This window comes from Arthrobacter pullicola (assembly GCF_014836875.1).
In the GTDB taxonomy this organism is placed as follows: domain Bacteria; phylum Actinomycetota; class Actinomycetes; order Actinomycetales; family Micrococcaceae; genus Arthrobacter_B; species Arthrobacter_B pullicola.
This window is the reverse complement of sequence record NZ_JACSQC010000006.1, coordinates 1-12,959: the sequence shown is the minus strand read 5'-3', so window position 1 is coordinate 12,959 and position 12,959 is coordinate 1. Positions and strand designations below refer to the sequence as shown.

The window sequence follows — 12,959 nt, the reverse complement described above, 5'->3', positions numbered from 1 at the left end:
GGAACCCCGGGAGGCAGCATGGCACACGTCGTCACGTCGGGCAGGCTGACCCCGTCCGAGCGAGTCTCCCGGGCCTTTCCGCTGGGTGTGCACAGCAGCGTTGCCGGCGTCCCGGAGGTGCCGGGGGCCGTCAACGTGTCGGTGTACGCTCCCGGCCTGGACGCGGTGGACGTCTGGTTTGAGACGGCGCCGGACCGGTGGACCGCTGCCCTCCTGGAACGCCGCTCTGCGGGGATCCACCACGGCAGGGTGGACGGTTTTCTGCCCGGGGTCCGCTATGGATTCTGGCCGCACGGAGCGCCGCTGCCCGCGGATCCGGGCGCGTTCCAACTGCTGCTGGACCCCTACGGCAGGGGCATCGGCACCACCTACGGCCACACCGGGCAGCCGCTCTACTTCTCCGTCGCCACTGAGCAGGTATTCGATTGGGGCAGCGACCAGCACCCGCATATCCCTTGGCGGGACACGGTCGTTTATGAAACGCACGTCCGCGGAATGACCATGCTCCACCCCGATCTCCCGGAGGCGCTGCGCGGAACCTATGCCGGGATGGGACACCCGGCAGTCATCCGTTACCTTCTGGAGCTCGGCATCACCGCGGTGGAGCTGCTTCCTGTGCACTTCCACATCGATGAACCGCATCTGCAGGACCTCGGGCTGAGTAACTACTGGGGCTACAACACTCTCGGGTTCTTCAGCCCGCATGCCGGGTACGCCACCGCCGCAGCGCAGGCGGCCGGCCCCCAAACAGTGCAGGACGAAGTCAAGGCCATGGTCAAGGCCCTGCACCAGGCAGGCCTCGAAGTGATCCTCGACGTCGTGTACAACCACACGGCGGAAGGCGCGCAGGACGAACCGGCCCTCTGCTGGCGCGGGCTCGGGGACGAGGTGTACTACCGGCACAGCCCTGACGGCCGTTACCTGGATACCACCGGGTGCGGAAACACCCTGGACTTCAGCGAACCCCGGGTGATCCAGCTGGCGCTGGACTCCCTGCGGTACTGGGTCAGTGAGTTCCACGTGGACGGCTTCCGGTTCGACCTGGCTCCGACGCTGGCCCGCGACGCCGAGAACCGTTTCGACCGCCGGCACCCGCTGCTGGTCGCACTGGCCGCCGATCCCGTGATGCAGGGCATCAAACTGATCGCCGAACCGTGGGACCTGGGGCCCGACGGCTGGCAGACGGGGAACTTTCCACCGGGCTGGGCAGACTGGAATGACCATTTCCGCGACACGGTCCGGGACTTCTGGCTGGTGGACCAGGCTGCCCTGGCCGCCGGGGAGCCGGCCGGTTCCCTGGCACGGCTGGGCGGTGCGCTGGCCGGTTCCGCGGAGCTCTTCGCCCGCTCCGACCGCACCCCCCTGTCATCCCTGAACCTGGTGACGGCCCACGACGGGTTCACCATGGCGGACCTCACCGCCTACAACCACAAGCACAACGAAGCCAACGGCGAGGACAACCGGGATGGCTCCAACCACAACCGCAGCTGGAACCACGGCATCGAAGGGCCCTCCGATGACCCCGCCATCCAGGCGCGCAGGGCGCAGACGGCACGGAACCTGATGGCCACCCTGCTGTTCTCAGTCGGGGTTCCCATGATCACCGCGGGCGACGAAATCGGCCGAAGCCAGCATGGAAACAACAACTCCTACTGCCAGGACAACCGGATCAGCTGGCTGTCCTGGGACTTCGACGACGGCGCGCGGCGCATGCTGGAAACCACGCGGAGGCTGCTGCGCATCCGCCGCGAGTTCCTGGCGATGCAGCCCTATGCCTTCCCCGCCGACTCCCGCGATGCGTTCCTGCTGTGGTTCAGCGCCACGGGGGAGCCCATGACAGCAGCTGACTGGCACGATCCCGGCTGCCGGGTGCTTCAGCTGCTGCTCGGCTCGGCAAAAAGCGAACGCGCCGGTCTGGTGGTTATCAACGGCCAGAACGAGCCGGCGGAGGTGGTCCTGCCAGACCGGGACACGCTGCACGCAACCGGTGTCGACACCGCAGAAGGCCGGCTGTACGAGCTGCTGGCGACCACAGCCGACCCGGACGGCCGCCGCACCGGTGCGCGGCTGGCCCGGGGCGAGACGGACCGTGTCGCGGCGGACTCGATCAGCGTTTACCGCGCCTAGTCAATCGACCGGCCATCCAGCCGGTGCAGTGTAGCGCCGGAAAGCCGGTCAGGCGTTCACCACCAGCCCCAGTTCAGCTTTCGAGGCCAGGCCGGGGTGCTCCGGCAGGACCCGCACCGTATAGCCGAACGGTCCCGCCTGCTCAATGCGGATACTGCCCGAATACAAATACCTGCCCGAGCCGAGGTCCTCACTGACGGACAGATCCTGGAACTGGTAGTCGCTGAGCCGGTCCGTTTCGGAGACCTTCCCGTAGGCGACTTCCACCGCCACGTCCGCCGGCTTCAGCGACCCCAGGTTCACATAGGCCTGGATGTTGAGGCTGTCGCCGATCTGCGGCGCATCGCTGATCCCGAGTGAATCCACATGTTCGACCGAGACACCGGACCAGCCGTCGCGCACCTTCTGGATCCATGCGGCAAGTTCCTTGGCTGCCTGGTACTGATTGGCAGCGGCGGCACGGCCGGACTGGGAAGCCGGACGGTAGAGCAGGTTGACGTAGTCGCGCAGCATCCGCGAGGCGGAAACCTCCGGGCCCAGTTCGGCCAGTGTGTGCTTGACCATTTCCAGCCACTGGCGCGGCAGCGAGTCCGCCGGAGCTTCGGAAGGTCCCGCCGCTCCCGCAGCGCCGGGCAGCTCCGCGCCGTAAAAGAGCGGGGTGACGGTGTTCTCCAGCAGGTCATACAGGGCAGCGGCCTCGATGTCGTCCCGCTGGTCAGCAGTGTGCACCTCCCTGGTCTGCGTGCCTTCCCGGGGATTCGCCGAGGGGATCGCCCAGCCGTTGGCGCCGTCGTACATCTCGTCCCACCAGCCGTCCATAATCGAGACGTTCAGTCCGCCGTTGATCGCGGATTTCATGCCCGAGGTGCCGGACGCCTCCAGGGGCCGGATGGGGTTGTTCAGCCAGACGTCGCAGCCGGGGAACAGGGTGCGGGCCATAGCAATGTCGTAGTTGGGCAGGAAGACAATCCGGTGCCGGACCTCCGGATCGTCCGTGAACTGCACCAGGTCCTGGATCATGCGCTTGCCCATCTCATCTGCAGGATGCGATTTGCCCGCCACGATCACCTGGACCGGATGGGTCGGGTGCAGCAGGAGCGCCTTGAGCCGGGCCGGATCCCGCAGCATGAGGGTCAGCCGCTTATAGGTCGGGACCCGGCGGGCAAAACCGATGGTCAGAATGTCCGGGTCCAGCACATCGTCGGTCCATCCGAGCTGGGCATCGGAGGCCCCGCGCTTGCGCCACGCGGAGCGCACCCGCCGCCGGACGTCGTCGATCAGGTTGCTGCGCATCCTGCGCCGCAGGTCCCAGAGCGCTTCGTCGCTGACTTCATAGGCGCGTGCCCAGTCCCGGTCGTGGACCGCCGCGACGCCCAGCTGCTGCCGCGCCAGGGCTGTGACCTCCGGATCGACCCAGGTGGGCACGTGCACGCCGTTGGTGACCGAGGTGATCGGCACCTCGGAGACATCGAAGCCGGGCCAGAGGCCGGAGAACATTTCCCGGGACACCTGCCCGTGGAGTTTGGCGACGCCGTTCGCGCGCTGGGCCAGGCGCAGCCCCATCACGGCCATGTTGAACATGTTGGGGTCCCCGCCCTCGTAATCCTCCGCTCCGAGGGCAATCACCTTGTTGGTGGGCACCGACTGCGCCAGCCCGGCGCCGAGGAAATGGCGCACCACAGAGACATCGAAGCGGTCGATTCCCGCCGGGACCGGGGTGTGGGTAGTAAAAATGGTTGATGCCCGGGCAGCGGTGAGGGCTTCGTCCCAGTTCATCCCGGTGTCCATCAGTTCCCGGATACGCTCCACGCCGAGGAAGCCCGCATGGCCCTCATTGGTGTGGAAAACCTCGGGTGCCGGTGCCCCGGTCAGCCGCTCAAAGACGCGCAGTGCCTTGACCCCGCCCATTCCCAGCAGCAGTTCCTGCTGCAGGCGGTGGTCGCCCCCGCCGCCGTAAAGCCTGTCGGTGATACCGCGGGCGGCGTCGTCATTGCCCCGGACGTCGGCATCCAGCAGCAGCAGCGGCACGCGGCCGACGTCGGCACGCCAGATCTGTGCCATCAGGTGCCTGCCATTGGGCAGGGGCAGGCTGATGCGCGCGGGGGTTCCGTCCTCTTCACGCAGCAGTGTCAGCGGCAGCCCGTTGGGGTCCAGGAGCGGATAGGTTTCCTGCTGCCAGCCGTCCCGGGAGAGGGACTGCTTGAAGTAGCCCGCCTGATAGAACAGGCCAACCCCCACCAGCGGGACACCCAGGTCGGAGGCAGACTTGAGATGGTCTCCGGCAAGAATGCCCAACCCGCCGGAATACTGGGGAAGGACGGCGCTGATGCCGTATTCCGGCGAGAAATAGGCGATGAGCCGGGGCGCGTCCTCACCAAGTGACTGGTACCAGTGTGGTGCAGTGAGGTAGTGCTCCAGATTCTCATCGAGTTCGCGGATGCGGTCGACCAGGGCGGTGTCTGCGGAGATGCGTTCCAGCGTCTGCCGGCTGACCGAGCCGAGGGTCCGGACGGGATCGTGCCCGCTGGCATCCCAGGTCTCCGGATCCAGGTCCTGGAAGAGTTTCCGGGTGGGCTCGTGCCAGCTCCAGCGCAGGTTGCTGGCCAGTCTGGCCAGCGGCGCTATCGTCTCGGGGAGGACAGTACGGACGGTAAACCTTCGGATTGCCTTCACCCCCGTTAGGCTAGCGCAGATGGCGCCGGGAGTGCCGCAAATCACAAAGAATGCGGATAAACGCAACACGGAATTTACCTGGATCCGTGGACCCGCCGCTCACCTGCGGGAACATTTGCCGCGGCGCTCTGACCAGTGACGATGCAGCAAAAGGTACGTGCCCTTAGCAATCTGCCCTGATTGTCGCTAACGTCTAGTCTGTGACCACTTCCAGCGCGTTGTCATCTGATGTCCAGCCCGTCACGGAACTCCGGTTTGGCCGGATTCCGATCGTTAACGTGTCCCCGGTGATCGAGTGCGGCCGATTTGCAGCCAAAGCCGTCCCGGGAGAGGACCTCGTGATCGGGGCCACGGTCTTCCGGGAGGGCCATGACCTGGTCGGGGTCACGGCAGTGCTCTATGACCCGTCCGGGCAGGAGGTCCAGCGCCACCGCATGCAGCCGGTGGGACAGGGCCTGGACCGGTGGAAGGGGCTGCTCCGCCCGGAAGCCACAGGGGACTATACGTTCGCGGTCGAGGGGTGGGCGGACCTCTATGGAACCTGGCACCACAACGCCGAGGTGAAGATCGCTGCGGGAGTCGACGTCGAGCTGATGCTCGCCGAAGGCGCTGCCCTGTTCACCGCCGCGGCGGAGGGCCGGAGCGAGGCGGACGCGGATGTCCTCCGCGGCACGGCCCGGGTGCTGGGCGACACCGCCGTTGATCCCCACGCGCGGCTGGCCGCTGCCGGCAAGGCTGAACTGATCGGAGTGCTGGACCGCGAACCGATCCGGGACCTCGTGACCTCCTCACCGCGGTTCCCGGTCAAGGTGGAACGGGACCGGGCCGGACGCGGCGCGTGGTACGAGTTCTTCCCCCGGTCAGAAGGTGCGGTCTTCGACCCGGCAACGGCATCCTGGACCTCCGGGACCTTCCGTACCGCCGCCCGCAGCCTGGACCGGGTCGCTGCCATGGGCTTCGACGTCATCTACCTGCCTCCGGTCCACCCGATCGGCACCACGCACCGCAAAGGCCCGAACAACACCCTGGTTGCCGGCCCGCAGGACCCCGGCTCACCCTGGGCCATCGGGGCGGCGGAGGGAGGGCACGACGCCCTGCACCCGGATTTGGGCACCTTCGAGGACTTCGACCACTTTGTCCACACGGCGGCCGGGCTGGGGCTCGACGTCGCGATCGACCTGGCGCTGCAGGCGTCGCCGGATCATCCCTGGGTCACTGAGCATCCCGAGTGGTTTACCACCCGTGTCGACGGGACGATTGCCTACGCAGAGAATCCGCCGAAGAAATACCAGGATATTTATCCGCTGAACTTCGATAACGACTACGAGGGCCTCTCCGCGGAAATCCTGCGGATCGTGCTGATGTGGATCAGCCACGGGGTGAAGATTTTCCGGGTCGACAATCCGCATACCAAGCCGCTGCGCTTCTGGGAGTGGCTGATCACCACGGTGAACCGCCAGCATCCCGACGTCGTTTTCCTGGCTGAGGCGTTTACCCGTCCACCGATGATGCACGCACTTGGCATGGCGGGGTTCCAGCAGTCCTACACCTACTTCACGTGGCGGAACACCCGCGCTGAGCTCGAGGAGTACTTCACGGAGGTCTCGCAGGAAACGGCCGCCTTCTTCCGGCCGAACTTCTTTGTGAACACCCCGGATATCCTGACCGAATTTTTGCAGTACGGCGGCCCGCCCGCCTTCAAGATCCGGGCCGTGCTGGCCTCGACCGCCAGCCCGCTGTGGGGCATGTACGCCGGGTTCGAGCTCTACGAACATGTCGCCCGGCCCGGCGCTGAGGAGTACCTGGACAACGAGAAGTTCGAGTACAAACAGCGGGACTTCGCCGCCGCCGAAGCAGCGGACAGGAGCCTGGCCCCGTACGTCACCAGGCTCAACCAGATCCGCCGGTCGCACCCGGCCCTGGGAGATCTCCAGAACCTGACGGTCCACTCGAGCACCGACGAGGCGACGGTGGTTTACTCCAAGCACAAACAGGTCCGGCTATCCGATCCAAGCAGTAAGGACACACTCATCATCGTCGTGAATACCGATCCCCACAGCGCGCGGGAATCCACAGTGACCCTGGACCTTGAGGCACTGGAACTGGACCCGCAGGACTTCAACGAGGACGGAACGTTCTGGGTTGACGATCTGATCAGCGGTGCCAGCTGGCGGTGGGGCCAGTACAACTACGTCCGCCTGGATGCCCACTATGAACCGGCGCATATCCTCTCGGTACGGAGGGGGCGCTAATGGTAAATCCGTTCCAGCTGCATGCACCCGGCCTCACCAACGATCCGAACTGGTACCGCAAAGCTGTCTTCTACGAGGTCCTGGTACGCGGATTCCGGGACTCCAACGGAGACGGAAGCGGGGATTTCACCGGCCTGATCGACCAGCTCGACTACCTCCAATGGCTCGGCATCGACTGCCTCTGGCTGCCTCCGTTCTTCAAGTCCCCGCTGCGCGACGGCGGATATGACATCTCCGACTACTACGACGTGCTGAACGAATTCGGCACCATCAGCGACTTCAAACGGCTGGTCTCGGAGGCCCATGCACGCGGACTGCGGGTCATTATCGACCTGCCGCTGAACCACACCTCGGACAAGCATCCGTGGTTCGAGGAGTCACGGAATGACCCGGATGGTCCGTACGGGGATTTCTACGTCTGGTCCGACACCGATCAGAAGTATCAAGACGCCCGGATCATCTTCGTGGATACCGAAGAGTCCAACTGGGCCTTTGACCCGGTCCGGCGCCAGTTCTTCTGGCACCGCTTCTTCAGCCACCAGCCGGACTTGAACTTTGAGAATCCCAAAGTTGTCGAGGCAGTGTTCGACGTCGTCCGCTTCTGGCTGGACCAGGGGATCGACGGGTTCCGCGCGGATGCCATTCCCTATCTCTTCGAGGAAGACGGCACCAACTGCGAGAACCTTCCCGCCACGCACCGGTTCCTGAAGGACCTGCGCACCATGGTGGACGAGAACTATCCCGGCCGGGTGATCGTGGCCGAGGCGAACCAGATGCCGCACGAGGTGGTGGAGTACTTCGGGGATGAAACCGGGCCCGAGTGCCACATGTGCTTCCACTTCCCGATCATGCCCCGGCTGTTCTACGCGCTGCGTGACCAGAAGGCAGCACCGATCGTGCAGACCATGGAGGAGACCCCGGAGATCCCGCAGGGCGGGCAGTGGGGAACTTTCCTGCGGAACCACGACGAATTGACCCTGGAGATGGTCACCAACGAGGAGCGCCAGGCCATGCTGGGCTGGTACGCCCCGGATTCCCGGATGCAGGCCAACATCGGCATCCGGCGCCGGCTCGCGCCCCTGCTGGACAACTCGCGCTCGGAGATCGAACTGATCCACGCGCTGCTGCTGTCCCTGCCGGGAAGCCCGTTCCTCTACTACGGGGACGAAATCGGCATGGGCGACAACATCTGGCTGGAAGACCGTGACGCTTCACGAACACCCATGCAGTGGAACCCGGACCGCAACGCCGGTTTCTCCACCGCCGATCCCGGCAAGGTGTACCTGCCGGTGGTGCAGTCGCTGGTTTACCACTACAACCACGTGAACGTGGAAGCGCAGCTGGCCAGTTCCAGTTCGCTGCTGCACTGGATGCGGCAGATGATCATGGTCCGGAAGACCCATCCTTCCTTCGGCATGGGGTCCTACCGCAACGTTCCAACCGACAGCGAAGCCGTCCTGGCGTTCCTGCGCGAACTGCCCGAGGACAACCCGGAGGGCGAGGTGGGGGAGACCATGTTCTGCATCTTCAACCTCTCCCAGCATCCGGTGGCGGCGACGGTAAGCGTGCCGGAATTCGCGAACCGCGGGCTGCGGGACGCGTTCGGTGGAACCCCCTTCCCGGCGTTCGGGGAAGATGGATCGCTCACGCTGACCTTGGGCAGCCACGACTTCTTCTGGCTGCGGCTGCGCTCGCCGAAGTCCAACACCAGTTCACCGCAGACCGAAGCAATCCCGTTGATACTCGCCCCGGAGGCCACGTCGAGATGAGCGAAACCATTCCGTCCCTGCCCGAACTTCTGACTGCCTGGCTGCCCCGGCAGCGATGGTTCCCGGCCAAGGGACGGGATGTGGTCCTGAAACGGGTAGGCGGTATCCAGCTGGAGGATCCCGAGGGCGCCGTCGAGCTCCAGGTGCACTTCGTCGCCGTCGAATCCGGCCGCCGGGTGGACGTGATCAGTGTTCCTGTCACGACCCGTGCCGTTCCGGATCCGGACCTGGAAACGGCCCTGATGGGTTCTGCGGAACTCCCGGGCGAAGGCCAGGTGTGGCTCTACGACGGGACCGCGGATCCGGTTTTCGTTACCGCCTGGCTGGAGACGATGCGCTCGCAGGCCAACTCGATTGACGGCCGGACCCATGGTTACGCCCTGGGCGGCTTCGCGGACTGGGATGCCTTCACCGAGCCGCTGCCTATCCAGGTCCTAAGGGGCGAACAGTCCAACACCTCGGTGATCGCCATGACGGGCGAGGTACCCGTAATCGTGAAGTTCTACCGGGTCCTGGCCGCCGGTGAAAGTCCGGATGTCCTGGTCAGTGCCAAACTGACCGCAGGCGGTTCCCAGGATGTGCCAGCGACACTGGGCTGGCTCACCGGGAGCTGGGCAGATGTGTACGACGCCGGGACAGACGCATGGGTCAGCGGAGACGTCAGCGTCCTGCGCGAATTTGTCCCAAACAGCGAGGATGCCTGGCGGACCGCCTCCTCTGCCGCCGTCGCCGGCCGGGACTTCACCGCCGAAGCCGAAGAACTGGGAGCCGTCACCGGCCGGATCCATTCCCAGCTTGAAGCGGCTTTTGGCGCCAGGCAGCCACCGCCGGCGGAACGTGAGGAGTTCATCGCCTCGCTCGTCCGCCGCATCCGGTGGGAGTGGGAGGAAGCGCGCAGCTATGTTGGCCCCTTCGACGACACCCTTGAGCAGCTTCTGGACACCGTCGCGGATTTGCAGGTGCTGCCGAACCTGCAGCGCATTCACGCCGACTACCATCTGGGCCAGGTCCTGCATTCGGAGGGCCGCGGCTGGACCGTGCTGGACTTCGAAGGTGAGCCGCTGCGCCCAGCCGCGGAACGCAGCGTTCCCGATGTCGCGCTGCGCGACGTCGTCGGCATGCTTCGCTCCATAGACTATGCCGCGGCCGTGGCGGTCATCGGAACAGCTGGTGCCGGTCCCGAGCAGGCACCCGACCTTGACGGGCGCCGCGCCCAGGCCGAACACTGGGCGCAGGCTGCCGCCGATGCGTTTCTCCGCGGGTACGAGAAAGAAACCGGAACGCAGATCAACCGCGCGGATCCGCTGTTCCGCGCCCTGTGGCTGGACAAGGCCCTGTACGAAGTCGTGTACGAGATCCGCAACCGCCCCGCCTGGATTGAGGTGCCGGCCGCAGCGGCCCGCGAGGTGCTCACAGAACTCCGGTTGCAGCAGGATCCGATGAATTCTCAGGAAGAGAGCCCCGTGAACGAATTTTCCAAGCCAAAGCCCAAGCCCGCAAAGCCCGACGACGCCGCGGGTTCCACGCTGTCCGCGGGCGCAGCGCAGGGGACGCCTGCGCGCAGTGACGCCGCCGCCGGGCCGGCAGCTTCAGCTGGCGCCAAGGATCCGCTGCCCGTTCCGGAGCATGTTCTGGCTGCCGTTTCACACGGGACCTACTACCAGCCGCACGCCGTCCTGGGTGCGCACCTGGACGACCACGGCACGGTGACCATCCGCGCCCTGCGTCCGCTGGCCCGCGAAGTGACCGCCGTGACGCCGGAGGGCCGGGTGCCCCTGCACCACGAGTACAACGGCATCTGGGCAGGTACTACGCAGGCCCCCGCGCCGGGCCAGGTCCCGGACTACCGGCTCGAGGTGGAGTACGAGGGGCTTCCCCCAACCACAGTGGATGATCCGTACCGGTTCCTGCCGAGCCTGGGCGAAATTGACCTGCATCTGATCGGCGAGGGAAGGCACGAGAAGCTGTGGACCGTGCTCGGCGCCAATCCGCACCACTACAAGTCCGTCCTCGGCGAGGTGGACGGTGTCAGTTTCGCCGTGTGGGCACCGAACGCGCAGGCCGTCCGTGTCGAAGGCGATTTCAACGGATGGGACGGGCGGATCCATGCGATGCGGTCGCTGGGCAGCTCCGGGGTGTGGGAGATCTTCATCCCCGATGTGGAGCCGGGTGCGCGCTACAAGTTCGAGATCCTCGGCCAGGACGGGGTGTGGCGGGAAAAGGCCGATCCGCTGGCCAAGGGGACGGAAGCACCGCCGCTAACCGGTTCCCGGGTTGTTGAGTCCACGTACCGCTTCGAGGACCAGGACTGGATGCAGGCACGCGCGCAGCGGGACCCGCACAACTCACCGATGAGCGTCTATGAGGTGCACCTCGGCTCATGGCGGCTGGGCCTGGACTACCGGGAGCTGGCGAAGCAGCTGGCGGAGTATGTCACCTGGCAGGGATTCACCCACGTGGAGTTCATGCCGGTGGCCGAGCATCCCTTCGGCGGGTCCTGGGGCTACCAGATCACCAGCTACTTCGCTCCGACCGCCCGGTTCGGGCACCCGGATGACTTCCGCTATCTGGTCGACACCCTGCACCAGGCCGGGATCGGTGTCATCCTCGACTGGGTCCCGGGCCACTTTCCGAAGGACTCCTGGGCGCTCGCGAACTTCGACGGGCAGCCGCTGTACGAGCACCCGGACCCGATGCGCGGCGAGCAGCCCGACTGGGGAACGCTGATCTTCGACTACGGGCGCAGGGAAGTGCGCAACTTCCTGGTGGCCAACGCCATCTACTGGCTGGAGGAATTCCACATTGACGGCCTGCGCGTGGATGCCGTCGCCTCCATGCTGTACCTGGACTACTCCCGGCCGGCCGATCAATGGCGGCCCAACGCCTTCGGCGGAAGGGAGAACCTCGAAGCGATTTCGTTCCTGCAGGAGGTCAACGCCACGGCGTACCGCCGGGTGCCCGGCATCGTCATGATCGCCGAGGAATCCACGGCCTTCCCCGGTGTTACCTCACCAACCAGCACCGGCGGGCTCGGTTTCGGCCTGAAATGGAACATGGGCTGGATGAACGACACCCTCGAGTACATGTCCGAGGACCCGATCAACCGGATGTACCACCACTCCAAGCTCACCTTCTCGCTGGTGTACGCCTTTACCGAGAACTTCCTGCTGCCCATCAGCCATGACGAAGTAGTGCATGGAAAAGGATCACTGCTGCGCAAAATGCCGGGGGACCGGTGGCAGCAGCTGGCAAATGTGCGTGCCTACCTGGCCTTCCAATGGGCGCATCCCGGCAAGCAGCTCCTGTTTATGGGAACAGAGTTTGGCCAGGAAGCCGAGTGGTCCGAACAGTACGGGCTGGACTGGTATCTCACCGAGACTCCCCAGCACCGAGGCGTGCAGCTGCTGGTGCGGGAACTGAACGGTATCTACCGGCAGACCCCCGCACTCTATGACCGGGACAACGAGCCGGCCGGGTTCCAGTGGATCAATGAGAACGACGGCGCCCGCAACGTCCTGTCCTTTATCCGGTGGGACCATCAGGGAAATCCGCTGGTGTGCATCGCCAACTTCGCCGGCGCTCCCCACGAGCAGTTCCGGGTTGGCCTGCCGTGGGCCGGGGAATGGGAGGAGCGGCTGAATACGGATGCCGCGGAGTTCGGCGGATCCGGTGTCGGCAATCTGGGAGCGGTGACGGCGGCCGAAGGTGCGTTCGAAGGCCAGCCGGCCTCCGCTGAGCTCCGGTTGCCGCCGCTCGGTGTGCTGTACCTGACGCCCAAGCAGTAGGGGCCGGGAAACCGGTCCGCAGGGAAGGCCTTTCCTGCGGACCGGCTAGGGCTGTCCCGGCGGGTTCTGACGGGTGGTTCCGACGGCCGGTTTTGACCCCGCCAAAACAGTGCTATAGTTGATATCCGCGCAGAACGAGAGATCGAGAAGCGCGCCGCAGGCCAGAAACGCCGGTTTGACACCGACGGGCCAGCGGTACTAAGATAGAAAAGTTGCTCCGGAGCGACGGAGAGCAAAGATTCCACGGAATATCAGCCCTCCCGGTGCCGGAAGTACCTGTTGTTTGAGAACTCAATAGTGTGCCAAGTTTATTGATACCAATTATTTTGATTGGTTGAATTGGCTGTCCCGCC

Annotated in this window: 5 protein-coding genes; 4 read left to right on the top strand and 1 reads right to left on the bottom strand. The window is 65.4% G+C overall.

Features of this window, described 5'->3' with window-relative positions:
- Positions 1-18: 18 nt before the first annotated feature.
- On the top strand, positions 19-2,127 hold the full coding sequence (gene glgX / locus H9638_RS12800; RefSeq protein WP_191747939.1) for a glycogen debranching protein GlgX: 2,109 nt from the start codon (positions 19-21) through the stop codon (positions 2,125-2,127).
- Positions 2,128-2,175: 48 nt separating this feature from the next.
- Here the strand turns inward: glgX and glgP are convergent, their stop codons facing one another.
- Positions 2,176-4,800: an alpha-glucan family phosphorylase gene (glgP, locus tag H9638_RS12795; protein WP_191747937.1), complete on the bottom strand. Its 2,625-nt coding sequence runs from the start codon at positions 4,798-4,800 to the stop codon at positions 2,176-2,178.
- A gap of 200 nt (positions 4,801-5,000) precedes the next feature.
- On the opposite strand from glgP, the gene H9638_RS12790 reads away from it, so the two are divergent.
- The 3 genes from H9638_RS12790 to glgB are packed head-to-tail and all read left to right on the top strand — an operon-like array spanning position 5,001 to position 12,606.
- Positions 5,001-7,052 carry an alpha-1,4-glucan--maltose-1-phosphate maltosyltransferase gene (locus H9638_RS12790; RefSeq protein ID WP_191747935.1) on the top strand — a complete coding sequence of 684 codons (2,052 nt, stop codon included), beginning with the start codon at positions 5,001-5,003 and terminating at the stop codon, positions 7,050-7,052.
- Positions 7,052-8,821 (top strand): maltose alpha-D-glucosyltransferase, encoded by a 1,770-nt coding sequence (gene treS, locus H9638_RS12785; protein WP_191747933.1) that lies wholly within the window; start codon positions 7,052-7,054, stop codon positions 8,819-8,821. Before H9638_RS12790 ends, treS begins: the two co-directional genes overlap by 1 nt.
- Positions 8,818-12,606: a 1,4-alpha-glucan branching protein GlgB gene (gene glgB, locus H9638_RS12780; protein WP_191747931.1), complete on the top strand. Its 3,789-nt coding sequence runs from the start codon at positions 8,818-8,820 to the stop codon at positions 12,604-12,606. The genes treS and glgB overlap by 4 nt, the downstream gene beginning before the upstream one ends.
- Positions 12,607-12,959: the final 353 nt, after the last annotated feature.